22 protein-coding genes are annotated in these 24,368 nt (G+C 68.9%); 14 read left to right on the top strand and 8 right to left on the bottom strand.

Annotated features, from left to right (window positions below):
- Positions 1–42 precede the first annotated feature (42 nt).
- Complete coding sequence (locus AC5P9I_RS17275; protein ID WP_014037553.1) at positions 43–339, bottom strand: hypothetical protein; 297 nt, start codon at positions 337–339, stop codon at positions 43–45.
- Between the two features lie 168 nt (positions 340–507).
- Between AC5P9I_RS17275 and AC5P9I_RS17270 the strand changes: the two genes are divergently transcribed.
- A complete protein-coding gene (locus AC5P9I_RS17270; RefSeq protein ID WP_049465149.1) occupies positions 508–1,164 on the top strand; it encodes a hypothetical protein in 657 nt (218 codons plus the stop codon).
- Positions 1,165–1,232: 68 nt separating this feature from the next.
- Positions 1,233–2,012: a CDP-diacylglycerol diphosphatase gene (locus tag AC5P9I_RS17265; protein ID WP_049465151.1), complete on the top strand. Its 780-nt coding sequence runs from the start codon at positions 1,233–1,235 to the stop codon at positions 2,010–2,012.
- 8 nt (positions 2,013–2,020) lie between these two features.
- On the opposite strand, the gene AC5P9I_RS17260 is transcribed toward AC5P9I_RS17265, so the two are convergent.
- Positions 2,021–2,608, bottom strand: a complete 588-nt coding sequence (locus AC5P9I_RS17260) for a GNAT family N-acetyltransferase (protein WP_049465153.1) — start codon at positions 2,606–2,608, stop codon at positions 2,021–2,023.
- A 213-nt stretch (positions 2,609–2,821) separates the two neighbouring features.
- Here AC5P9I_RS17260 and AC5P9I_RS17255 point away from each other — a divergent pair, with 213 nt between their 5' ends.
- Positions 2,822–5,548 (top strand): TonB-dependent receptor plug domain-containing protein, encoded by a 2,727-nt coding sequence (locus AC5P9I_RS17255; RefSeq protein ID WP_049465155.1) that lies wholly within the window; start codon positions 2,822–2,824, stop codon positions 5,546–5,548.
- A gap of 80 nt (positions 5,549–5,628) precedes the next feature.
- Here AC5P9I_RS17255 and AC5P9I_RS17250 read toward each other — a convergent pair whose 3' ends face one another.
- The gene (locus AC5P9I_RS17250) at positions 5,629–6,273 is read right to left on the bottom strand and encodes a hypothetical protein (RefSeq protein ID WP_053505899.1); all 645 of its coding nucleotides are present in this window, start codon (positions 6,271–6,273) and stop codon (positions 5,629–5,631) included.
- A 184-nt stretch (positions 6,274–6,457) separates the two neighbouring features.
- Between AC5P9I_RS17250 and AC5P9I_RS17245 the strand changes: the two genes are divergently transcribed.
- Positions 6,458–7,618, top strand: a complete 1,161-nt coding sequence (locus AC5P9I_RS17245; protein WP_130767949.1) for an amidohydrolase family protein — start codon at positions 6,458–6,460, stop codon at positions 7,616–7,618.
- A 115-nt stretch (positions 7,619–7,733) separates the two neighbouring features.
- On the opposite strand, the gene AC5P9I_RS17240 is transcribed toward AC5P9I_RS17245, so the two are convergent.
- Complete coding sequence (locus tag AC5P9I_RS17240) at positions 7,734–8,615, bottom strand: LysR substrate-binding domain-containing protein (RefSeq protein ID WP_049465161.1); 882 nt, start codon at positions 8,613–8,615, stop codon at positions 7,734–7,736.
- Between the two features lie 120 nt (positions 8,616–8,735).
- Between AC5P9I_RS17240 and AC5P9I_RS17235 the strand changes: the two genes are divergently transcribed.
- Entirely contained in the window at positions 8,736–9,437 is a 702-nt protein-coding gene (locus AC5P9I_RS17235; RefSeq protein WP_130767950.1) for an ankyrin repeat domain-containing protein, read from the top strand.
- A 51-nt stretch (positions 9,438–9,488) separates the two neighbouring features.
- On the top strand, positions 9,489–10,946 hold the full coding sequence (locus tag AC5P9I_RS17230; RefSeq protein ID WP_130767951.1) for an amidohydrolase family protein: 1,458 nt from the start codon (positions 9,489–9,491) through the stop codon (positions 10,944–10,946).
- 130 nt (positions 10,947–11,076) lie between these two features.
- Here the strand turns inward: AC5P9I_RS17230 and AC5P9I_RS17225 are convergent, their stop codons facing one another.
- Entirely contained in the window at positions 11,077–12,006 is a 930-nt protein-coding gene (locus AC5P9I_RS17225) for a LysR family transcriptional regulator (RefSeq protein WP_130767952.1), read from the bottom strand.
- A 93-nt stretch (positions 12,007–12,099) separates the two neighbouring features.
- Between AC5P9I_RS17225 and AC5P9I_RS17220 the strand changes: the two genes are divergently transcribed.
- Positions 12,100–13,293, top strand: a complete 1,194-nt coding sequence (locus AC5P9I_RS17220) for an MFS transporter (RefSeq protein WP_130767953.1) — start codon at positions 12,100–12,102, stop codon at positions 13,291–13,293.
- Between the two features lie 278 nt (positions 13,294–13,571).
- Here the strand turns inward: AC5P9I_RS17220 and AC5P9I_RS17215 are convergent, their stop codons facing one another.
- Positions 13,572–14,225 carry a response regulator gene (locus tag AC5P9I_RS17215; protein WP_049469363.1) on the bottom strand — a complete coding sequence of 218 codons (654 nt, stop codon included), beginning with the start codon at positions 14,223–14,225 and terminating at the stop codon, positions 13,572–13,574.
- Positions 14,218–17,247: a sensor histidine kinase gene (locus AC5P9I_RS17210; protein WP_130767954.1), complete on the bottom strand. Its 3,030-nt coding sequence runs from the start codon at positions 17,245–17,247 to the stop codon at positions 14,218–14,220. Before AC5P9I_RS17210 ends, AC5P9I_RS17215 begins: the two co-directional genes overlap by 8 nt.
- 96 nt (positions 17,248–17,343) lie before the next feature.
- Between AC5P9I_RS17210 and AC5P9I_RS17205 the strand changes: the two genes are divergently transcribed.
- The 7 genes from AC5P9I_RS17205 (at position 17,344) to AC5P9I_RS17175 (ending at position 24,114) form a co-directional block, all read left to right on the top strand.
- Complete coding sequence (locus AC5P9I_RS17205) at positions 17,344–17,673, top strand: hypothetical protein (RefSeq protein ID WP_049465174.1); 330 nt, start codon at positions 17,344–17,346, stop codon at positions 17,671–17,673.
- 77 nt (positions 17,674–17,750) lie between these two features.
- The gene (locus tag AC5P9I_RS17200) at positions 17,751–18,167 is read left to right on the top strand and encodes a helix-turn-helix transcriptional regulator (RefSeq protein ID WP_049465175.1); all 417 of its coding nucleotides are present in this window, start codon (positions 17,751–17,753) and stop codon (positions 18,165–18,167) included.
- The gene (locus AC5P9I_RS17195) at positions 18,164–18,820 is read left to right on the top strand and encodes a hydrolase (RefSeq protein WP_014647472.1); all 657 of its coding nucleotides are present in this window, start codon (positions 18,164–18,166) and stop codon (positions 18,818–18,820) included. The genes AC5P9I_RS17200 and AC5P9I_RS17195 overlap by 4 nt, the downstream gene beginning before the upstream one ends.
- A 2-nt stretch (positions 18,821–18,822) precedes the next feature.
- The gene (locus AC5P9I_RS17190; RefSeq protein WP_074725355.1) at positions 18,823–19,248 is read left to right on the top strand and encodes a DoxX family protein; all 426 of its coding nucleotides are present in this window, start codon (positions 18,823–18,825) and stop codon (positions 19,246–19,248) included.
- Positions 19,249–19,367: 119 nt separating this feature from the next.
- Positions 19,368–21,215: an amidohydrolase gene (locus tag AC5P9I_RS17185; RefSeq protein ID WP_187756589.1), complete on the top strand. Its 1,848-nt coding sequence runs from the start codon at positions 19,368–19,370 to the stop codon at positions 21,213–21,215.
- Positions 21,194–22,477 (top strand): alginate export family protein, encoded by a 1,284-nt coding sequence (locus AC5P9I_RS17180; RefSeq protein WP_130767956.1) that lies wholly within the window; start codon positions 21,194–21,196, stop codon positions 22,475–22,477. Before AC5P9I_RS17185 ends, AC5P9I_RS17180 begins: the two co-directional genes overlap by 22 nt.
- Positions 22,471–24,114: an MFS transporter gene (locus AC5P9I_RS17175; RefSeq protein WP_130767957.1), complete on the top strand. Its 1,644-nt coding sequence runs from the start codon at positions 22,471–22,473 to the stop codon at positions 24,112–24,114. The genes AC5P9I_RS17180 and AC5P9I_RS17175 overlap by 7 nt, the downstream gene beginning before the upstream one ends.
- Before the next feature lie 122 nt (positions 24,115–24,236).
- Here the strand turns inward: AC5P9I_RS17175 and AC5P9I_RS17170 are convergent.
- A partial coding sequence (locus tag AC5P9I_RS17170; RefSeq protein WP_495217379.1) for an alpha/beta fold hydrolase occupies positions 24,237–24,368 on the bottom strand: 132 nt, incomplete at its 5' end.

Here is a 24,368-nt window from a genome sequence, read left to right as displayed (position 1 = left end):
GTCACGGAAGCGCAGCCGAGCATGGGCTCGGCTCTACAGGGCCTACTCGCAGCGGGTGGCGGTGATGATGTTGTCCTTGTCCACGTACACGCGCAGGCGATCGTGGCGGATGTCCTTGGTGGTGATGGTGTTGGGGCCGATCGGGTTGACCAGGCCGGCACCGCTTTCGCTGGACAGGCGGCGGATGTTGGGTTCATTGGCAGGCTGGCCGATTGCCCAGCCCAGCTGGCTGGCGTCGCAGTGGCCGGTACCCTTGACCTGCGGACCGGGGGTGCTGACGCAGGCCGACAGCAGCAGGGCCGACGCGGGCAGCAACAGGGACAGACGGAAGGCGGACATGCAGCGCTCCTGCGCAGGGAAGATGGGCGGAACGATAGCACCCAGCGTGCGAAAGGCGTCAGCGTCCCGGTCATTGCCGGCACAGCGTGATCACTGCATAGTGAGCGGAATGACTGGCAGCACGCCAGCGGGCAGGCCGGGCCATTCCGGTGCGGGTGCTGGAGAGGTATGTCGGCAGGCAGTTTCCGTGACAAATGCAGGGCAATTTTACTGGCGTTGTCGGCATGGGGCCTGACGTTCGCCGCGTCGGCGGCTCAACCGGCGCCGGCCGCTGCTGCGGAAACGCCGGTGTTCGGTGCCTGGCGCAACCTGCAGACCGAAGCCGGCCACGTGCCGGCCCAGCGCGATCTGGCCTTTGCGATGCTGCCGCAGGCCGCCACCCGCGGCGATCGGTTCGCCATTGTCGACCGTGAAGGCAAGCGCACGGTGTGCTGCCTGCAGGTGGCCAGCCCGTCGCTGGGCGTGGCCGCGCTGCGCGAGGAGTACCACCTGCCGCAGGCCTGGGTGACCGACCTGAGCAATGGCCGCAGCCCGGCGCGCCCCTATCTGCCGCACGTCTATGCGATGCAGCGGGTGGACGAACTGGCCGACTATGGCTTCGCCGATGTGGCGGGCGCTTACAGTGACCTGGGCGGCCTGCTGATTCCCGAGGGCGCCGCGCTGGAGCCCGATGGCAGTGCCATACGGCTGGGCGACACCCGCTATCTGCTGCACTTCCAGCGGCAGCCGCATGCCGACGACGATGGCGCGCTGGACCGCTACACCCTGCAGGCCGGCGAGGGCGCTGCCCCGATCGTGGTTGAAGTGCCGTTCGGCACCTACTGACTGCAGTACGGCACTGGCTAGAATGCAGCACGGCGCTGTCCGCCGTGCCTGTTCCGTGAGCTGCTGCCGTGTCCCTGCGCCCCTTGTTGCTGCCCTCCCTGCTGGTGCTGTCCGCCTGTGCCAGTGCGCCGCCCCCACCGCCGGCGCATTCCGACGCGCTGTGGCGCCTGATCGAGCGCGACTGCCGGGCGGCGGAAGGCCCGCGGGGCAGTTGCCTGCGGGTGGAGACAGCGGCGGACCGGCGCGACGTGCTGGTCAAGGACGCGCATGGTGACTACCAGTTCCTGCTGATGCCGCTGGACAAGGTCACCGGCATCGAAAGCCACGGCCTGTACCGGCGTGGAGCGCCCAACTATTTTGCCGCGGCCTGGCAGGCCCGCGCGCATACCGAACGCGCCCTGGGCCGGCCGTTGCCGCGCAGCGTGGCCAGCCTGGCGCTGAATTCACCGCATGGCCGCTCGCAGCACCAGCTGCACATCCATGTCGACTGCCTGCGCGCGGACGTGCTGCAGGCGCTGGACGCGCACGCCGGCACCCTGGGCCCGCACTGGTCCCCGTTGCCGGTACCGCTGCGCGGGCATCAGTACCAGGCCTACCTGCTGCCCGGCGCGGAGTTGACCGCCAATCCGCTCAACCTGCTGGCCTATGGCCTGAGCGGGGTGGGCGATGTCGGCCAGTGGAGCCTGGTGGTGGCCGGCCGCGACGACGTGCAGGGGGGCCCTGGCTTCATCCTGCTGGCCACCCGGGTGGACGCGGCCAACGGCAACGACGCCAGTGGCGAAGAGCTGCAGGACCACGCCTGCACGCTGTTGACCGGTGCCGGAGCGGCACTGGAGCGGGTGCGTTAGCCGGTTCGCTACCGGCCGTTGCGCCATGTGGTTGCGGTGAGCGCCAGCAGCTGGCGGTCATGCCATCCGGCCGCATCCAGGTGGTGGTCGCGCAGGATGCCTTCGCAGCTGAAACCCTGGGCCTGCAGCGCCTGGGCGAACTGGGAGGTGCAGCCCGGTGGCAGCAGCACGAAGAGGCGGTGCAGGCCGACGTCGTCGAACAGAAAGGGGCACAGCGCCCGCAACGCGGCCTGCGGATGGGCCTGGCCGTGCTGCAGCGAGTGCAGCTCGGCGCAGCGCGAGTGCAGGGAGTGCAGGCGTACATGCAGCTGGTCGAGCAGGGCGCCCTCGGCGTCATCGAATACGCCGAGCACCAGCAGATCGTTGTCCTGCTGAAGGCGCGAACGATAGACGCTGGCAAGGAAGCGTGCTTCTTCGTCAACGCCGGGCGCATGCCGCTGCACGCGCTGGCGGCGGTCATCGAAGACGCGCCAGCGCGGCAGGTCGGTGCGCTGGAACGAACGCAGGGTGACAGGCGCGGCCTGCAGGTGCAGCAGATGGCGGCGCAGCACGGGCCTTAGCGGGTCAAGAGGGAGGAAAGGGGCGCTGTGGGTCATTCGCCCACCATGGAAGCATCGCGCCTGGCATGCCATGCAAATCCTTGCAAAAACGCCCTACTGCCGCGAACCGCTCTGATTCGGTTCAGGCATAAGCCCATCAGGGCTGGTCATTTCCGTTGAAACCGTCCATTCAGGACACTTTCGTTACGGGATCGTTATGCGCCGCACAGGCACGGCTCCCCGTCCACCACCCACTCCCCCAGGAAGCCCATGTCCGCCTCCCCCAAGGCGTTGCGCCCGCGTCCGCTGGTGCTCGCGCTGTCGTCCCTGATGCTGGCCTCGCTGCCGGCCTTCGCGCAGGAAAGCGCACCCACCACATTGCAGGAAGTGAAGGTCACCGGCTCGCGCATTCCACGTGCCAGCGTCGAGGGGCCCTCGCCGGTGACGGTGATCAGCCGCGAGCAGATCGACGCGCAGGGCTACCGCAATGCCTTCGACGCCCTCAGTGCGCTGACCGAGAATACCGGCAACGTGCAGGGCGAGGACTTCGGCAATACGTTCACCCCGGCCGCCAACACGATCAATCTGCGTGGCCTGGGGCCCAACCGCACGCTGGTGCTGGTCAACGGCCGTCGCCAGGCCGACTACCCGCTGGCCTACGAAGGCTCGGTGAACGTGGTCAACCTGGCCAACATCCCCAGTGCGCTGATCGAGCGCATCGAAGTGCTGGCTGCCGGTGCGTCGGCGGTGTACGGCTCCGACGCCATTGCCGGTGTGGTCAACATCATCCTCAAGGACCGTTTTGAAGGCGTGGACTTCAACGTGCGCGCCGGCGGCACCCAGCAGGGCGGCGGTGACAACCAGCGCGTGCAGGTGGTGGGCGGCAGTTCCGGTGAGCGATGGGATGCGCTGTTCGGCTTCGAATTCGACGTGCGCAAGGCGATCCACGCGCGCCAGCGCGACTTCATGGATTCGCTGGATGATGATCCAGCCGGCAAGGCGCCGCAGGCAACGGCGATCGCCTACCGTCGCAACGCCGCCACCGGCCGCAACATCGATCCAGGCCTCAACGGCTGCGATGCTGCGTCCGGCATCTACGGTGGCAGCGTGTTCCGCGCCAGCAACCCGCGCCTGGGCTGGTACTGCGGCAGCAACGAGGCCGCGGCCAGCTACTGGACGGTGCAGACCGAGAAGCGCAACCTCAACGGCTATGGCCTGGCGACCTTCCACCTCAACGAGACCACCGACCTGTTCGCCGATCTGGCGGTAGGCAGCGCACGCATCAGCAACAACACCCGCGCACCGGCCTGGACCTCCTCGCGCAACTACTTCTACAACCAGAACACCGGCACCCTGGAGAGCTGGTACCGCCGGTTCGCGCCGGAAGAAATCGGTGGCCTGCCGCGCAATGCCAACCGATTCCTGGAGAATTCGTGGTCGTTCAATATCGGTGCGCGTGGCCAGCTTGGCGACAGCGGCTGGGACTACGAAGCGGTCTACAGCCGTTCGCGCTATGAGAACCGCACCCGCCGCCCGGTACTGCTGGCCGGCATCAATGAATACCTGCTCGGCCCGCAGCTGGGCGTGCGCAATGGCGTGGAGGTCTATGCACCGGACCCGTCGCGCCTGTTCCAGCCGCTGACGCCGGAGGAGTACGGCCGCCTGTCCGGCTACCAGGAAAGCCGCAACGCGGCGTGGTTGCAGACCTTCAGCGCCAGCGTCAACGGCCGCCTGTTCGCGCTGCCGGGCGGTGATGCCGCGCTTGCAGCGGTGGTCGAGGCCGGCAGCCAGGGCTACCGCAACCGCCCGGACCCGCGGCTGGGCACCGGCGAGTTCTGGAACACCAGTGCCGGTATCGGTGCCGGCGGTGACCGTGACCGCTATGCGGCCGGCGTGGAACTGCAGTTGCCGCTGCTGCAATCGCTGACCACCACGCTGGCCGGTCGTTATGACCAGTACCGTGCGGGCGGCGAGCACATCGGCAAGGCGACCTGGAGCTTCGGCGTCGAGTTCCGACCGATCGAGAGCCTGCTGATCCGCGGCTCTGCCGCGACCAGTTTCCGTGCGCCGGACATGAACTACGTGTTCGCCACCGAGACCCGGGGCTACAACCCGGGCATGACCGATTACTGGCGCTGCCGCACCGCAGGCCAGTCGTACGACAACTGCGACTACAACGGCCTGTCGATCGACTACAGCAACCGCGCCAATGCGCAGCTGCAGCCGGAAACGGCCAAGTCCTATGGGTTCGGCGTGGTCTGGTCGCCGTTGGCCGGGCTGGATTTCAGTGCCGATTACTACGACATCCGCATCGACAACGAGGTCACCAGCCTCGATACCAGCCGCATCCTGCGTGACGAGGCCGATTGCCGCCTGGGCCGCACGCTGGGTGGCGAAGCGCGCGATATCGGTTCGCCGCTGTGCCAGGACGCGCTGTCGCGGGTGATCCGCAACCCGTCCAATGCCACGGTGCAGCCGGACCAGGTCACCCGTGTGCTGATCAACCCGATCAACGCGGCCTCCGAATCGGTGCGTGGCCTGGACCTGAAGGGCAACTGGCGCTTCGACGCCGGCCGCTATGGCCGCTTCACCACGCGCCTGGCCTATACCGTGGTGCTGGAACACACGTACCGGCAGTTCGCCGATGATCCGGAGCGCGACATCCGCAATTCGCTGGATGACTACCAGTGGCGCAGCAAGGCCAATGGCAGCATCACCTGGAACCAGGGAGACTGGACCACCACCCTGTATGGCAACCGCTTCGGCTCGCTGCCGAAGACCGATGGCAGTGGCCGCATCGCGCCGTACATGACCTACAACGCCAGCGTGTTCCGCCAGCTCGGTGAGAACCTGTCGGTGGGCGTGATCGTCAACAACCTGCGTGACAGCCGCCCGCCGGCGGACAAGAACGGAGGCGGCTGGCCGTTCTACCCGGTCGGCAACTACGACCCGTACGGGCGCCAGTACTGGCTGCAGCTGGACTACCGGTTCCGCTGATCCGGCTGGCAAACAGAAGGCCCGGCAATGCCGGGCCTTCTGCTGTGTCGATATCCGCTGTGATGGCGCGCGCCGGTGGCCTAGGGCAGCGCCTGCTGCAGGTACGATTCGATGACGTAGCTGAAGGGCTGCTGCTGGCGGTCGCGCAGCAGGGCGCGCACCTCCAGGATCACGCCGTGGTCGCCTTCGCCGCGCGGCGGCCAGAAGGTCTGGTCGGCCAGGGTCTGGCGCTGGAAGCCGAGCGGGCCGACCACACGACCAAAGGGCTCGTCGGTGCTGTCCAGCACCTGGTTCATGGCAGGGCTGAGATGCTCCGGCAGGTACCAGTTGTCGGCCTCGGAGAGCACACGGCTGCCACAGACCAGCTGCACGCGGCGGTAGCGCAGTGGGGTGCCCGGTCGCGTGGCGCCCAGCGCCTGCAGCACGTCGGCGGGTGCAGGCTTGTCCTGGCCATGCACGCGCACCGCGCGTACCCGGGCCTGCTCGGCCAGGCCATGCTCTGCGCACCAGTGTTCCAGGGTGGCGGTGGCACTCTGCCCGGACAGTACCCGCTGGTGCAGCCGCTCGACCAGCGCCGCCGGTGCGATGCGTTGCTGGCCGGGCGGCGCCTGCAGCGGCGCGCTGGCGGCGGCATCGGTGGCGGACAGGCTGGCGATCGGTGCAGCCGCAAGCAGTGACGCGGCCTGCCAGCGGCGGAGACGGTCGTGGCGGTCGGACGGGCCCATGCGGCATCACAGCGGAAACAGGCGCCTATGTTACCCGTTCAGGCGTCTGTACGGCGTGGCCGTCGCGCGCCGTCGCCACCGCGTTCATCGGGATGGTGAATATGTGGCATCCAGATATTTCGTTGGCCGATGGCGGTCGCTGCGCGCAGGATGGCGCCCTGACTTGGCTTTCCCGGAGTTCCCGATGACCCTCCAGTTCGTCCATGGCGGTGTCGACCGCGACGGTGCGCCGCTGCAGTTCCATATCCAGGACGGGCGCATCCGCGGCCTCGGCAGCGATGCAGTGCCGGCCGAAGGGGCCGAACACATCGACCTGCACGGTTTTGCGCTGCTGCCCGGGCTGGTCGACGGCCACATCCATCTGGACAAGAGCTTCGTCGGGGACCGCTGGCATCCGCACCAGCCGGTGAACAGCCTGCGTGAGCGGCTGGCGGTGGAGAAGGCCGCGATGGCCGGCGCCGCGCCGATGGTGGACCGCGCCGAGGCATTGATCCGCCAATGCAGCCGCTTCGGCACCGTGGCGATGCGCTGCCACGTGGATGTGGATGGCAGCACCGGCCTGCGCCATCTCGAGGCGGTCCGCGAAGCGGCGCGGCGCTGTGCCGACATCATGCGCATCCAGCTGGTGGCGTTCCCGCAGGCCGGGGTGATGTCCTGCCCGGGTACCGCCGCCGTACTGGAGCAGGCGCTTTCCGCGGGCGTGGAAGTGCTCGGCGGCATCGACCCGACCACGCTCGACGGTGATGCCGAAGGCCAGCTGGCGCTGCTGTTCGGGCTGGCCGAGCGCCATGGCGTGCGGCTGGACATCCATCTGCACGAGCCCGCTGAAACCGGACTGGCGCAGCTGCTGCGCATTGCCGCGCGCACGCGTGCTGCCGGCCTGCAGGGGCGCGTGGCGGTCAGCCATGCCTATTCGCTGGGCGATGTGCCGCTGGCGCGCGCACTGCAGGTGGGGGAGGCGCTGGCCACCGCCGGTGTCGCCATCATGAGCAACGCGCCGGGCGATCATCCGTTCCCGCCACTGCGTGCACTGCACGATGCCGGCGTGCGCGTGTTCGCGGGCAATGACAACATCCGTGACTGCTGGTGGCCCTACGGCAACGGCGACCTGCTGCAGCGTGCGATGTTGCTGGGCTACCGCTCGGGCTTCTACACCGATGCCGACCTGATGCTGGCGCTGGACATGGTCACCACGCATGCCGCGCAGGTGATCGGCCTGCCGCAGCATGGCATCGCCGAAGGCCTGCCGGCAACCTTCGTCGCCGTACGTGCGGACCACGGCCCGGCTGCGGTGGCCGCGGTACCGGTGGAGCGCCGGGTGGTGGTCGACGGCCGCTGGCTGTAGCTCCGCGCCGTGCCAACCGCTGCAGCGCCGGCCATGCTCGCCGGTTTTCCCGCCTGCCGCCGCAACGGACGACGTTGATCGGGATGCATCCACGCATGGCGTGGATCCACTGTGGTCACTCCGGTTCGCGCTGTACCTGCCGCCACAGCTCGCTGGCCAGCGCACGCACGGCGTCATCAGCGTCCGCGCGGTGCAACAGGCCGATCTCGTAATTGTCGATCACCGGCAGCGCGCGATCGCCATCGATGATGCGGTGGTCGCGGGTGACCGCCCGACGCGGCAACAGGCTGATGCCGATGCCATCGGCCACCGCGCCCTGGATGCCACTCAGCGACGAGCTGGTGAACGCGATGCGCCAGCGCAGGCCCAGTGCTTCCACGGCGTGGATCATCTCGTCGCGGTACAGCCCGCGCGGCGGGAAGGTGACCAGCGGCAGCGGATCCTGCTGCAGGCAGCTGCTGCGCAGGCTGTCGATCCAGTGCATCGGCTCGCGGCGGCAGTGCACCGCCTGGCGGCTGTTGCGGCGCTGCTTGACCAGCACCAGGTCCAGCTCGCCGTGGTCGAAACCCTGTGCCAGGTCGCGGCTGAGGCCGCTGCTGATCTCCAGCTTCACCTGCGGGTGGCGACGGCTGAAGGCGGCCAGCATGCGCGTGGTCTGCGCATTGACGAAGTCCTCGGGAACGCCGATGCGCACCGCGGTCTCCACCGTGGCGCCGGCCAGTGCCTGCGCCATTTCCTCGTTCAGGTCGAGCATGCGCCGGGCGTAGCCGAGCAGGGTGTGGCCGGCATCGGTGGGATGGACATCGCGGTGGCCGCGTTCAAGCAGGCGATGCCCCGCCAACGCTTCCAGCCGGCGCACCTTCTGGCTGACCGTGGACTGGGTCGAATGCAGGCGCGTGGCTGCCGTGGTGAAGCTGCCGCAGTCGGCCACCATCACCAGCGCCCGCAGCAGGTCCAGTTCGAACAGCGTTCTATTCGATTTGGCACTGTCAGCCATTTGAACATTTCACTTCTGGATACCCCGGCCGACTTCTACCATGCAGGCCACGGCCCGGCAATGCCCGGCTGCTGCCACCGCCGCCCGGGGTTCCGTGCGACGGACACGAGGAGACACGTCATGCGCTTCCATTGTTCTGCTGCCAGGCCTGCGCCGTTCGCGCGCGTGCTGCTGTTGTGCCTGCTGGCCATGGCCACGCCCGCCTGCACCGCAACGTCCAAAGCCGACGTTGATGGCCGCCTGCGTGATGCCGCCAGCCGCGGCGACGCCGATGCGGTGCGAAAGGCGATCGGGGAGGGCGCCACGCTGGAGGCGCGCGATGGCCAGGGCCGCACGGCGCTGCTGCTGGCCACGCACGGCAACAACGTGGAGGCCGCGCGCGCGCTGATCGAAGCCGGCGCCGACGTCAACGCCAAGGATGCGTTGCAGGACAGCGCCTACCTGTATGCCGGTGCGCGTGGGCTGGACGAGATCCTGGCGATGACGCTGGCGCAGGGCGCCGATCTGCACAGCACCAACCGCTATGGCGGCACCGCGCTGATTCCCGCCGCCGAGCGTGGCCACGTGTCCACCGTGCGCACGCTGCTGCGCGCCGGCGTCGCGGTGGATCATGTCAACCGCCTGCACTGGACCGCGCTGCTGGAAGCGATCCTGCTCGGCGATGGCGGCGCGCGCCACGTGCAGATCGTGCAGCTGCTGCTCGATGCCGGTGCCGATCCCGAGCTGGCTGACGGTGATGGCGTGACGCCGCTGGCACACGCGCGCCAGCGCGGCTATGCCGGCATTGAAACCCTGTTGCGCCAGCACGGCGCGACGCGCTGAATGCAAACCCCTTCCACCCGCACGCTGGGCGTGCCCACCAGGATGCTGTCCATGTTCCGTTCCCGTCCGTTGTCCCTTGCCATCCTCCTCGCGGTGGCGCCGCTGTCGGCGTCTGCTGCCGAGCGCGCCGACCTGCTGATCCGCAACGCCACCGTGGTCGACGTGGAACATGCCAGCACCCGGGCCGGGCAGAGCGTGGTGATCCGTGGCGAGGACATCGTTGCGGTCGGCCCGGACGCCCAGCTGCGCGGCCAGTGGAGCGCAGCCCGCCAGATCGATGCCAAGGGCAAGTACCTGATCCCGGGCCTGTGGGACATGCACGTGCACTTCGGCGGTGGCCCGGCGCTGATCGAAGAGAACAAGGCGCTGCTACCGCTGTACATCGCGCACGGCATCACCACCGTGCGTGACTGTTCCGGCGACCTGCCCGGGCAGGTGCTGCAGTGGCGCGGCGAAATTGCCAAGGGCACGCTGTTCGGCCCGCGCCTGCTCAGCTCGGGTGCGAAGATCGAAGGCATCAAGCCGGTGTGGAAGGGGACGATCGAAGTCGGCAGCCAAGCCGACGTCGACCAGGCGATCACCCGCCTGCAGCATGACAAGGTCGATTTCGTGAAGATCACCGACAGCACGCTGACGCCGGAGCTGTTCCTGTACGCGGCCGGTGCCGCGCGCAAGGCCGGCTTCAAGGCCTCGGGCCACATTCCGATGGCGCTGACCGTGGAGCAGGCGGTCGATGCCGGCCTGGCCTCGATCGAGCATCTGGACTATGCATTCAAGGCCGGCAGCAAGGACGAAGCGCAGATCGCCGCCGACTTCGGCGCAGGCCGCATCGACCGCGCCGAAGCCAACCGCCGCCTCGATGCCAGTTTCGACCGTGACACGGCGATGCATGCCTACCGTGATTTCGCCAAGCGTGGCGTGTTCGTGACCCCGACCCTCAACGGCGGCCGCATCCTCGACTTCCTCGACCAGGATGACCATGCCAACGACCCGTACCTGGCCTACATCGGCCCGGGCCTGCGCGCGACCTACCAATGGCGCGTGGATCGTGCGGCAAAGGCCACGCCGGCACAGATCGAGGCGCGCCACGCGCAGTATCACCAGGTGGCTGCCGTGCTGCCGATGCTGCAGGAAGCGGGGGTCACGATCATCGCCGGCACTGATGCGGGCTTCCTCAATTCGTTCAATTTCCCGGGCATCGCCCTGCACCAGGAGTTGCAGTTGTTCGTGAAGGAGGGCCTGAGCGCGCCGCAGGCGCTGTCGGCCGCCACCCGTTCCGGCCCGGCCTGGTTCGGCCAGATGGACCGCTATGGTGGTGTGGCGCAGGGCAAGGCCGCCGATCTGGTGCTGCTGACCGCCAACCCGCTGCAGGACATTGCCGCCACCGAGAAGATCGACAGCGTGGTGCTGCGTGGCAACGTGTATGACCGTGCCGCGCTGGACAAGATGCTGGCCGACACCAAGGCAAAGGTCGCGGCGTGGAATGCCGAGGCTGCCAAGGCGCAATGATCGACAGGGTCCGATCCCTTCCCGCCGGGAAGCGCTCTGACCCTGTGGCCTCGAACGGAATCCACGCATGGCGTGGAGCTACCCGTATCGTCAGGAGATCCACGCCATGCGTGGATGGTGTGAGCGGGCGCTAGCGCGGTGCCGGCCGCATTCCGTGCAGCTGCGGCAATGCGGCCTTCATCGCGTCGATGAAGGCGCGCAGCCGGGGCGGCTGCTGGCGCGCGGCAGGAAACACCACGTGCACCGGGAGCGCCGGTGCCTGCCAGTCCGGCAGCAGCTGCACCAGGCGCCCTTGTGCCAGGTCCTCTGCGACCAGCCAGGCCGAGACCACCGCCGCGCCCAACCCCGCGCGCGCGGCCTGCTGCACCACGAACAGGTTGTCGGTCAGCAGGCGTGGGCTGATCGACAGCGTGTGCGCGCGCCCCTGCGCGTCATGCAGCAGCAGGCGCTCGCGGTAATAGGTGACCAGCGAGATCCACGGCAGTGACTGCGCCTGTTCCGGCGTGCGCACCACCGTGGCCTGCACCAGCGAGGGCGCTGCCACGACGATGCGCGGCACTTCGGCCAGCGGCAGCGCGACCATGCGCGGCTCGTCCACCGGGCCGACCCGCACCGCGCAGTCGATGCCTTCGGCGACGAAGTCGGGGCGGCGATCTTCCAGGATCCACTCCAGGCTCAGCTGCGGATGCTGGGCGAGGAAGGCCAGCATGGTCGGCAGCAGCTGGGCCTGGCCGAAGGCGTGCGGCACCATCACGCGCAGGCATCCACGCAGCGTTTCCGGTTCGCCCTGCAGCTCGGCCTGCAGCGACTCCCATTCGTCGACCACGCGTTGTGCATGACGCTGGCAGCGCAGCCCGTCCTCGGTCAGCTGCAGGCCGTGGGTGGAGCGCTGCAGCAGGCGAAGGCCGAGCTGACGCTCCAGCGCCTGCAGGCGCCGGCTGACTGTCGGCTGGGTGGTGCCCAGCTGCACGGCTGCGGCAGACAGGCTGCCGGCATCGACGATGCGCAGGAAGGTGCGCAGCAGATCCAGGCGATCGGCGCCGGTGGCAAGGTCATTCATGCGTGGCACGTATGAAATGTATGTGCAGGAGCCTACTACAGACGCCAAGCGAATACAGGCAGGATACGTCCACCTCCTCCACCGGACTTCCCCATGTCTACCCCCTCGCTGTCCGTCGCCGCCGCACCCGCGACCGCACCGTCCACGCCGTTGGTGCTGGCGATGGCGGCCGGCGCCGGCTTCTCGGTCGCCTCGCTGTACTACAGCCAGCCGATGTTGGGCCTGATCGCCCAGGACCTCGGCGCAGGTGAACGCGCCGCCGGCCTGGTGCCGACCTTGACCCAGCTGGGGTATGCGCTGGGCATCCTGCTGCTGGCACCGCTGGGCGACCGCTTCGACCGCCGCAACCTGATCCTGTTGAAGTCCGCGCTGCTGGCGCTGGCACTGGGCGCCGCAGCGATGGCCGGGCACCTGCCGGGGCTGCTGATGGCCAGCCTGCTGGTCGGGCTGATGGCCACGCTGGCGCAGGACATCGTGCCCGCCGCGGCGGTGCTGGCGCCGGATGCACAACGCGGTCAGATCGTCGGCCGGGTGATGACCGGCCTGCTGCTCGGCATCCTGTTGTCGCGCGTGGTCAGTGGCGTGGTGGCTGAAGCATGGGGTTGGCGCACGCAGTTCGTACTGGCTGCGGTATCGGTGGCCGCGATGGGCGCGGTGATGGCGCGCGCGCTGCCGCGCTTTGCACCGACCAGCACGCTGCGCTATCCGGCGCTGCTGGGTTCGTTGCTGGCGTTGTGGCGCGAGCAGCCACAATTGCGCCGCGCGGTGGCCAGCCAGTCGCTGCTGGCCGTGGGCTTCAGCGCGTTCTGGTCGACGCTGGCGTTGATGCTGCACGCACGCCTGGGCCTGGGCAGTGCTGCGGCCGGTGCGTTTGGTATCGCCGGTGCGGCCGGTGCCCTGGCCGCGCCGTTCGCCGGTCGCTTCGCCGATCGGTTGGGCAGCCATGCGGTGGCGCGGCTGGCGATCGCAGTGGCACTGCTGGGCTTCGGCCTGTTGCTGGCCGAAGCCTGGCTGCCGGTCGCTGCGCTGCTGCCGCTGCTGGTGGTGAGTGCATTGCTGTTCGACTTCGGTTTCCAGTCGGCGCTGGTGGCGCACCAGACGCTGGTCTACGGCCTGGTGCCACCGGCGCGCAGTCGCCTCAATGCGCTCCTGTTCACGGGCATGTTCATCGGCATGGCGGCCGGTGGCGCGCTGGGCAGCCTGGCGCTGGCGCAATGGGGATGGCACGGCGTGGCCTGGTTGGCGGTGGTGTGTGCGGGCAGCAGCCTGCTGCTGCGTTTGAAGTAGGGGTGATTGGCAGGGCCTGCAGCCCTGCACCTGCGGTCTGTTGGAACCGCTCTCGGGGTCAGATCCGTTTTCCGGAGGAAAACGGATCTGACCCCAGATGTATTTCGATATCTGACAGAGATCCATCCACGCATGGCGTGGATCTACCGTGTCGACCAAGGTCGACACCTACCACCCGCCATCCCACGGAGAGCCCGCTTTTGATTTTGCTGTTGAGGTTGCCGGCCAGCGGCCGGCACTACCGCGGGTGCAGGGCTGCAGGCCCTGCCGAACACTCGCTAATCGTGCCCGCTGTCGTCCAGGCTGATGATGCCGCGCCGCAGTGCCTGGGTGACCGCATGGGTGCGATCACCCACACCGAGCTTGTCCATCAGGCTCTTCATGTGCGCCTTCACCGTCTGCTCGGAAATCTGCATGCGCTCGCCGATGCGCTTGTTCGACAGGCCACCGGCCACATGCCGCAGCACCTCGGTCTCGCGCGGCGACAACCGGTCTTCCACCACGTGCGCGGCAATGCTGGCCGCCACCGCCGGCGGAATCGGCGCGCGGCGGCCACCGGCGACCATGCGGATGGTATCGACCAGTTCGTGGCGCAGCATGTCCTTCAGCAGGTAGGCGCTGGCGCCGGCCTGCAGTGCCCGTACCGCGCGTACGTCACCACGGTAGGTGGTCAGCACGATGATGCGCGCGCGCGGGTCCATCGCGCGGATCCGCACGATGGCCTCGACGCCATCCAGGCGTGGCATCTGCAGGTCCATCAGCACGACGTCCGGCCGTAGTTGCTGGTAGCAGGCGATGGCTTCCTCGCCGTCGGCGGCTTCGCCCAGCAGGCGCAGGTCGGGCTGGGCGCCCAGCAGCGCGGCCAGTCCGTCACGCAGCAACGGGTGGTCGTCGACCACCAGCACGCCGATCGGGGCAGGGGACTCACTCATGGGATGTTCTTCTCCAGGGCCACCGCCAACGTGAGGGGCGGCGGTGATACAGGCGCCGGGCGGGAACTGCCAGCGCGACTTCAGTGCCCAGCCCGGGGCGGGTCCACAGCTGCAGCTCCGCGCCGAGGCGCTGCGCGCGCTCACGCATGCCCTGCAGGCCCCAATGGCCATGGCCTGCATTTTCGTCGGCGATGCCCACGCCATCATCGCGCACGTGCAGCAGGAAGCACCGCGCGCCGTAGGACAGTTCAACTTCGATGGCGCTGGCACTGGCGTGGCGCAGTGCATTGCGGATGGCCTCCCGGCCGATCAGGAACACCTCTTCGGCCGCGTCGGCCTGCAGCGGTGGCGCCGTGCCTTCGACGGTCAAGCGCAGTGGGTTGGTGCCGTGCCCGGCGTACTCGGCGTGCACATCGGCCAGCGCCGAGGCAAGGTCGCGGCCGGCGAAGGGGCCCTCGCGCAGGGCATTGACCCGCTCGCGGCCCTCGGCCAGGTTGCGTTCGGCCAGCTGCATCGCCGATTCCAGCTGGCTGCGTACCGGCTCGGGCGTCTGCGCTGACTGGCTGATCGCATGCAGGCGCAGGATCAGGCCCTGGCTGCCCTGCAACAGGGTGTCATGCAGGTCGCGTGCGATGCGTTCGCGTTCGCCATTGCGTTCCTGCAGGCGCGCGCGGAACAGTGCGGCCAGCTGCCCGCTGCGGATGCGCACCGCCATCACCAGCAGTGCAAGTATCGCGGCGGCGCACAGCAGCTTGAACCACACCGTCTGCACGAAGGTGGGGGCGATGCGGAAGCTGCGGCTGGCCGGTGCGGTGCTCCAGATGCTGTCTTCGTTGGCCGCTTCGACCTCGAACCGGTATTTGCCCGGGGCCAGATTGGTGTAGTACGCGCGGGTGCTGCTGCCGGCATCCTGCCAGCCGTCGTCGACGCCGGACAGTCGGTAGCGGTAGCGGTTGCGTTCCGGGCGCGCCAGCGACAGCGCCACGTAGTCGATCTGCAACTGGCTGGTGCCGGCTGGAAGGCGCAGGCCGTCGCGCAGTGGCGCATGCATGCTGCCATAGAGCACTTCGCCGATGCGGACGCTGGGCGCCATCGCATTGACGTGCGAACGGGTCGTGTCGAGCCAGGCCAGGCCCTGGTTGGTGGCCAGCCACAGCAGGCCGTCATCGGCCAGGACGGCAGTGGCGATGGGCCCGCTCTGCAGGGCGATGCCGGGCATGCCATCGATCGCATCGAACAGGCGCGGCGTGACCGGCTGGCCGCTGCGCAGGGCCGCGCGCAACGGGCCGCTTTCCAGCCTGACCAGGCCGCGGCTGCCGTTGAGCCAGAGGTGCCCGTTCGGATCTGCAACCATGCCGGTGATGCCTTCCAGTACACCGGCCATGTCGGTGCGCACCGGAACGAAACGGCCCTCGCCCAGACGTGCGGCCAGGCCGGCCTCGCCGGCCACCAGCAGCAGCTCCTGATGCTGCAGTATCGCGGTGACCGGCCCGACGGACAGGCCCTGGCGGGCATCGAGGGTGTCGATGCGGGTGGCTCCCATCCGGCGCAGACGGCCATCGGCATAGCCGAGCAGCAGCTGGCCACGGGCATCGAGCGCCAGCGATGAGCAGGCCTGTTCGGGCAGACGGCCTTCCTGCCGCCACTGGCCGTGCAGGTACTGCAGGACGCCACGCTCCCCCGTGCAGACCCAGGCCTGGGTGTCGTCGGGGAACAGCAGGGCGTGCAGGGGCTGCCCGGTGAACGGGGCCGGCAGCGGAATCAATGTCGTGTGGCCGGCCACCGTGCGCGCAAGGTTGACCCAGTCGAACTGCCAGATCGGCGTGGGCGCCTGGCGCGCGGCGGCCTGCAGCTGCGGCGCGCTGCCATCCAGCAGGTGGCGTTGCAGATCATAGGGCCTGAGGTCTTCGCCATAGCCATACACGCGACCATCGCTGGCCCGTACCAGCGAGCGGTAGGGATCGCTCGGCCCGACCACCAGGGTGTGCACGCTGCGTGCGCGGAAGCGGTTGAGGCCGAGATTGGTGCCGACCCAGAGATTGCCTTCGCGATCGACGATGATCGGCACCGCCGAGGTGGCGGTCAGCCCGTGCGGCGAATCGAAGCGCTCCATGCGCACGGCCTGGGTGCCGGCGAAGGTGACGCGGGCGACGCCGCCGTGCGGGCTCATCGTGGCCCACAACGCACCGTCGGCGGTGAACTGCAGGCGCGCGGCGACCAGCGCCGGCAGCCGCCGCGCTTCACGCTCGGTGTCCGGTAGCAGGCCCTGCGCATTGGCCAGCGGCGACGTGCCGCGCACGCGGTCAGCCAGCCACACTTCGCCCTGCGGACTTTCGGCCAGCGTCGCCATCTGCGAGACGGCGATGCCAGTGTCCTTGAACGTGGCCTGGCCGGCGGCACGCATCCAGATCCTCAGGTCGGCCACTACCCAGAACGTTCCCCGGCTGTCGTGCAGCACCCACTGCACACGGCGCTCGGGCAGCCCGGCGCTGGCCGGCATGGGCTGCCAGCGTTGTCCATCGAACCGGCGCAGCCCGCCATTGATCGCCGCCCACAGCTGGCCCTCGCGATCCTGGCTGAAGTGCGGCACCACGCCGACCGGCACGCCTTGCTGGCGGCCATAGCTGTGCAACTGACCGTGCGCGAAGCGGCTGATGCCGGCCTGGAAGTAGCCGATCCACAGGGCGCCGTCGTGGCCATGGGCCAGGGTGACCATGTTGGTGGACGGGAAGTGGCTGCCGGCCGGGGCCGGCTGTCGTTCGAAACGGCGGCCATCGAAGCGGTACAGGCCCGAGCCGGTGGCCAGCCACAACAGGCCGTCCCGGTCCTGGGTGATGTCCCAGATGTCGCCGGGCGCGCCCTGGCCGACCCGCCAGGCCGTGTGTTCGTAATCGGGCAGGCCACCGCTCACCGGCGGGCGCTGCACGGCAAGGGCGGGCAGGGCGGTCAACAGCAGCAGGCACGTCAGCAGCGCCGGCAGGCGACGCAGGAACGGGAAGGGGCGGCCACGCATGGCGCGCATTCTGGCAGGTGTGGGGCAGCCCGGGGTGACCCGAACGGGGTAGGCAACGGGCGTTGCCGTCGGCTATCACGCCGGCATGACTCCCGGAGCGCATCCATGCAGCGCCTGTTCGTGATGTTCCCCGACCGCGGTCCGGGCATTGGCCTGCTGTGGCTGCGGCTGTGCTTGGCTTCGGCGTTGTGCACGCCCGGCGTGCACGCCGGCTGGTGGCTGCTGTGCCTGCTGGCGGCGGCCATGCTCGCGCTGGGGGTGTTGACACCCCTGGCGGCGATGATGGCGGTCGCGGGCATGTTCGCGCAGCAGGCGCCTTGGCCGCTGGTGGTGTTGCCACCGGCGCTGCTGATGGTGGGGCCGGGCGCCTATTCGCTGGACGCGCGTTGGTTCGGGCGCCGCCTGCTCGGCCGTCGGCCTCCCCCATTCGGGTAGGCGCCGGCCTCGACCGACGGGGGTAGGGCATCGCACGCCGGCCGCGCACCATGGGCCACCCCCTCGCGGCGCCCCGCATGGCCACCGTCAGTCCGCCCGATCCGTCCGCCATCCCGCTTGCCCCGCAGCAGGCCGCCGCACTGCAGCGAGCCCTGCGCTATGTCGATGAGCACCTGTCGCAGCCGCTGCGGGTCACCGAGCTGGCGGCCGCCGCCTGCGTCAGCCGCTTCCATCTGGTGCGCCTGTTCCGTAGCGGCACCGGCGCCAGCCCGTTGCGCTATGTGCGCCGCCGCCGCATCCAGCGCGCCTGCCAGTTGCTGCCGGGTGCGCAGCTGCCGATGGCGTGCCTGGCCCAGCAGCTGGGCTTCTTCGACCAGAGCCATTTCGTCCGCAGCTTCCGCGCGGAGACCGGGTGCAGCCCCGGCCAGTATCGGGCCGGCGACGCCGCCCTGTTGCTTCCCCATGATCGTGTTTCCCACGGAGTCCATCCATGAGCCTTGCCACCGCCACGCCCGCCCCGGCCCTGCTGTCGCCGACCGACCACGCCCTGGTGCTGATCGACTTCCAGTCGCAGATGGCGTTCGCCACCCACACCATCGACATCTCCGCGCTGCGCAACAACGTGTCGCTGATCAGCAAGGGGGCCAAGGGGTTCAACGTGCCGGTCGTGTTGACCACGGTGGCCGAGACGTCATTCTCCGGCCCGATGTTCCCGGAGCTGCCGCAGATCTTCCCGGGCCAGCCGGTGTTCGACCGCACTTCGATGAACACCTGGGAAGACCAGCCGGTGATCGATGAGATCAACCGCATCGGCAAGCGCCGGCTGGTTCTTGCCGGCCTGTGGACCAGCGTCTGCATCGTTGGGCCGGCGCTGTCGGCGCTGGCGCAGGGGTTCGAGGTCCATGTGATCACCGATGCCTGCGGCGACGTCAGCGAAGAAGCGCACGAGCGTGCGATCACCCGCATGGTGCAGGCCGGCGCGGTGCCGATGACCAGCGTGCAGTACCTGCTCGAACTGCAGCGCGACTGGGCACGGGGTGAAACCTACGACCTGACCACCGGCATCGCCCGCGACCACGCCGGCGGCTATGGCATCGGCATCCAGTACGCCAAGCGCATGTTCGGCGCGCAGGAAGGCGGGCACTGAGCATGCTGGCTGGCCATGGCCTCGACCTGGCCCTGCTGATGCTGCGCGTGGCGGCAGGCGGCTTCCTGCTGCCGCACGCGCTGGGCAAGCTGTTCGGCTGGTTCGGTGGACCCGGGCTGCATGGCTTTGCTGCAGAGCTGCGCGGTTTCGGGCTGCCGGCAGTGGCGCCGTTGCCGCTGCTGTTGTCCCTGCTGCAGGTGCTGTCCGGGCTGGCCGTGCTGCTCGGCTGGCAGACCCGCATCGCCGCGCTTGCCGCCGCTGCCTTCATCGGCTTCACCGTCCTGTTGGCCCTGCCCAAGGGCTGGTTCTGGATGCGCGGCGGCAGTGAGTACCCGCTGATGTGGACCACGGTGCTGCTGGCCCTCGCGCTGGCCGGGCCGGGGGCCTGGGCGCTGGATGGCCTACGACTTCCGGGAGCTTTCGCATGAGTCACGATCCCCTCGACCACGGCCGCCGCACCGTGATGCTGGCCAGCGGCGCCGCGGTTGCGCTCGGCCTGGCCGGTCGCGCCGCTGCCGCACTCGATTCCACTTCCAAGGAGCGTCGCATGAGCACCCTGGTCATCCGCAATGCCCGCATCACCACCCTCGACCCGCAGCAGCCGCATGCCCAGGCACTGGCCGTGCAGGAGGGCCGCATCGTCGCCGTCGGCAGCGACGAGGAGATCATGCGCGGCTGGGGCAATGAAGCGACGCTGATCGACGCGCAGGGCAGGCGCCTGCTGCCTGGCCTCAACGACAGCCATACCCACCTGATCCGTGGTGGCCTGAACTACAACCTTGAACTGCGCTGGGACGGCCTGCGTTCGCTGGGCGACGCCCTGGACATGTTGAAGGCCCAGGTCGACCGCACCCCTGCACCGCAGTGGGTGCGCGTGGTCGGTGGCTTCACCGCTGCACAGTTCAACGAGAAGCGCCTGCCGACGCTGCAGGAGCTCAACGACATCGCGCCGGATACGCCGGTGTTCCTGCTGCACCTGTACGACCGCGCGCTGCTCAACCGCGCCGCGCTGCGTGCGTGCGGCTACAGCAAGGACACGCCGGATCCGCCGGGCGGGCAGATCGTGCGCGATTCGCTGGGCAATCCGACCGGGCTGCTGCTGGCCAAGCCGAATGCGCTGATCCTGTATGCGACGCTGGCCAAGGGGCCACGCCTGCCGATCGAGTACCAGGCCAATTCGACGCGCCACTTCATGCGCGAACTGAACCGGCTGGGCGTCACCTCGGTGATCGACGCTGGCGGCGGCTTCCAGAACTACCCCGAGGATTACCAGGTCATCGAGCAGCTGCACCGCGATGACCAGCTGACAGTGCGCATCGCCTACAACCTGTTCACCCAGAACAAGGGCAAGGAAGTGGATGACTTCCGTGGCTGGAGTGAAATCCTGCAGCCGCGCCAGGGCGACGACCTGCTGCGCCACAATGGTGCCGGCGAGATGCTGGTGTTCTCGGCAGCCGACTTCGAGCTGTTCAACGAGCCGCGCCCGGAACTGCCGCCGGAGCTTGAGCCCGAACTGCACGACGTGGTGAAGCTGCTGGTCGAGAAACGCTGGCCGTTCCGTATCCACGCCACCTACGACGAGAGCATCACCCGCATCCTCGATGTGTACGAACAGGTCAACCGCGAGGTGCCGTTCGATGGCCTGCACTGGTTCATCGACCACGCAGAGACCATCACCCCGCGCAACATCGAACGCATCCGTGCGCTGGGCGGCGGTATCGCCGTGCAGCACCGCATGGCCTACCAGGGCGAAGCTTTCGTCGAGCGCTACGGTGTGCAGGCTGCGCGGCACACGCCGCCGGTCAGGCGCATGCTGGCCGAAGGCGTGCCGGTCGGTGCCGGTACCGATGCCACCCGCGTGGCCAGCTACAACCCGTGGGTGGCGTTGTCCTGGCTGGTGACCGGGCGCACCGTGGGCGGCCTGGCGCTGTATGGCGAGGAGAACCTGCTCGAACGCGAGCAGGCGTTGCGCCTGTGGACGCAGGGCAGTGCCTGGTTCTCCGGCGACGAAGCAGTGAAGGGCACACTGAAAGCTGGCCAGCTGGCTGATTTCATCCTGCTTTCGGCCGACTTCTTCCGCGTTGATGACGCGCAGATCGCCGACATCACCAGCCTGCTGACCGTGGTCGGCGGCCGCATCGTGCACGCCGACGGCGATTACGCCGGCCTGGCGCCGCAGCTGCCGCCGGCGATGCCGGACTGGTCGCCGGTCAACCGCTTCGGTGGCTACCACGTTGGCGGCGCCGCCACCGGGTTGGCCGCCGCGCATCGCCACCATCACGGTGTGGCCTGCAGTACGCATGGTGCTCACGGCCATGCCGCGCTGCATGCGGCGCCCACCGACGACCTGAGCGCCTTCTGGGGTGCGATGGGATGCTCGTGCTTCGCGTTCTGAGCCTGGCGCTGCTGGCCATGCCATGGATGGCGCTGGCCTGTGACGCCCCCCGCTGCACCGACGTGGGCGACGGCCAAGTGCAATGGGACGCCTCGCTGCGCCTCAGGGGGATGTACTACGACCCGGCCCGATTCGGTATCGGCGGCAGTGAAGACGGCTACGGCCTGCTGCGTGCACTGGCGTCGGCCACGTATGTCGAGGACAACTGGCAGGCACGGCTGCAGCTGGGCGTGCATGCCGAGAATGGCAAGGCAGGCGGCCCGGGCCGTACCGACCGAGGCGCCTTGGACGTGCAGCAGGCCTACTGGCGCTGGCAGCGCGGTGGGTTCCATCTGCAGCTCGGCCGGCAGGAAGCCGGCTATGGCAGTTCGCGGCTGTTGTCGGTGCGCGATGGGCCGAACATCCGGCTGGCATTCGATGGTGCCCGTGCAGGCTGGAAAGGCCGCCTCGGCACGCTGGACTTGATGGCGCTGCGACCGCTGGAGAACCGACCCGGCGCCTTCGATGACCGCGGCGAACGCGGTGCCCACCTGTGGGGCGCGTATGCGACCACCGCGCGGGGTCGTGGCCCAGGGCAATGGGATCTGTACCTGCTGGACTACCGTCGTGAAGGCGCGCGCTTTGCGGCGGGCTCCGGTACCGAGCGGCGGCAGACCCTCGGTGCGCGTTGGTTCGGCCAGGCCGGTGCGCTGGACTGGAACACCGAGCTGGTGGCGCAGGGCGGTGAACTGCAGACGGTCGCCGGCACGCTGGATGTCCGCGCCTGGACGCTGGCCACCGACACCGGCTGGCGCTGGACCGAGCGGCCGCTGCAACCACGGCTGGGGCTGAAGGCGGATATCGCCAGTGGCGACGGCAACCTTCGCGATGGTCGCGTGGGCACCTTCAATGCACTGTTCCCGAAATCGGCCTACTTCAGCGAGGCCAGCCTGCTGGCCCCCGCCAATCTGATGGACGTGCAGCCGACCCTGACCCTGCGCCTGCGCGACGCGGTGACGACGGAGCTGGGCGTACAGATGGCGTGGAAGCATCGCCGGGCCGATGCGGTCTACACCACGCCGGCGCCGCTGCTGGCGTTGCCGGGCAGTGCCGGTGGCGCGCGCCGCATCGGCACGCAGTACAAATCCGAAACCCGCTGGCAGGCCAGCGAACACTGGCAATGGCAGCTGCAGCTGGCCTGGGTCGACGCCGGTCCTGCGCTGAAGCAGGCCGGTGGCCAGGACACGTTGTTCGCCTCGATCGTTGGAGCATGGCAATGGTGAACGCAAACGCGTCGCAACCCGTACCGGCCGAAGGCGCCTGGTCCCCCCTGAAGATCCAGATGTTCCGATCGATCTGGCTGGCAATCCTGGCCAGCAACATCGGGACCTGGGTCAATGACGTGGCTGCCGCCTGGGTGATGGCCGAGCGTACCGGCTCGCCGTTGATGGTGGCGCTGGTGCAGTCGGCCACCACGGTGCCGATCGTGCTGCTGGCACTGGCCGCCGGCACGCTGGCCGACATCGTTGACCGCCGCAGATACCTGCTGGTAACGCAGGGCTGGATGCTGATGGTCGCTGCGGCGATGGCAGCGTTGACCGCGATGGACCTGCTGACACCGCAGCTGCTGGTGCTGCTGACGTTCTGCATGGGCTGCGGTGCAGCCATGGCGATGCCGGCGCAGGCCGCGATCGTGTCCGAGCTGGTCCCGCAGCCGATGCTGGCCTCGGCAGTGGCGCTGAACTCGATCGGCATCAACATCGCGCGCTCGATCGGCCCGGCCGTCGGCGGCGTGATCGTCGCCCAGCTGGGAGCGGTCTGGGCGTTCGGCTTCAATGCGATCACCTTCGCCGCGATGCTGTTCGTGGTGTGGGGCTGGAAACGCGACCCGAAGCAGTCCAGCCTGCCGCCGGAAGGCTTTGGTGCGGGCCTGAAGGCGGGCCTGCGCTACGCCAGCCGCGCCGGGCGGTTGCAGGCGGTGCTGATCAAGTCGGTCGGCTTCTTCTTCTTCGCTGCAGCGATGAACGCCCTGCTGCCGGTGGTGGTGCGCGGGCAGATGCACGGCGGGGCGGGGCAGTACGGCATGCTGCTGGGCTGCATCGGGATCGGTGCGGTGGGCGGTGCGCTGCTGTTGCCGAAGCTGCGCGCGCAGCTGGACCGCGACCTGCTGGTGCTGCTGGCGACGTTGTCGCTGGCGCTGAGCCTGGTCGGGCTGGCGCTGACCCGCAGCTGGTACGTGCTGCCGGCGGTGATGCTGGTGAACGGGTTTGCCTGGATCACCGTGCTGTCGTCGCTGCAGATCGCCGCGCAGACGGCGGTACCGGCGTGGGTGCGTGCACGCGCACTGGCGCTGTACATCATGGTGTTTTCCGCCGGCATGGCCGCCGGCGGCCTGAGCTGGGGCGCGCTGGCGCAACGCACTTCGCCGGAGCTGGCATTGCTGGTGGCGGCCGCCGGCGCGGTGATCGGAGGACTGCTGGTGTGGCGGGTGCGCATTGCAGGCACCGAGGATCTGAATCTGCGCCCTGCCGGACACTGGCCGGCGCCGGAACTGTCGGTGCCGGTATCAAATGATCGGGGCCCGGTGCTGGTGACCCTCGAGTACCGCATCGACGATGCCGATCGTGCGGCATTCCAGGCGCAGATGCGCGCGCTGGGTACGATCCGTCGCCGCGATGGCGCGGTGGTCTGGGGCGTGGTCGAGGACGTGGCAACTCCGGGGATTCACCTGGAGTATTTCGTGACCCCATCGTGGCTGGAGCACCTGCGCCAGCATGAGCGCATCACCGCCGATGACAGGGCGATCCAGGAAGCCCTGCGGGCACTGCATCGCGGTGAGCGTGCGCCGGTGGTGCGTCACTTCGTGGGTGGGCACGATCCGTTGCCCACCGCCTTACCACATCACCACACCGACATCTGACCCGCCACGGGTAGAGCCGGCCGCTGGCCGGCGGTGCGTGATTACGACGGATGATCGGGTTGCCGGCCAGCGGCCGGCACTACCGAAGGAGCGGCGGCGCCCTGGGGCGCCGCCGCGGGACATCACTTGCGTGCGAACGCCAGCAGGTCGGCGTTGAACTGCTCGGCGTGGGTGATGGTCAGGCCGTGCGGGGCACCGGCATACACCTTCAGCTCGGCATCCCTGATGATCTGCGAGGACAGCTTGGCCGAGGC

It is taken from the genome of Stenotrophomonas sp. YJH_SMC_29 (assembly GCF_059371235.1).
The sequence above is the reverse complement of the archived record's forward strand: the minus strand, read 5'-3'. Positions and strand labels throughout refer to the sequence as shown.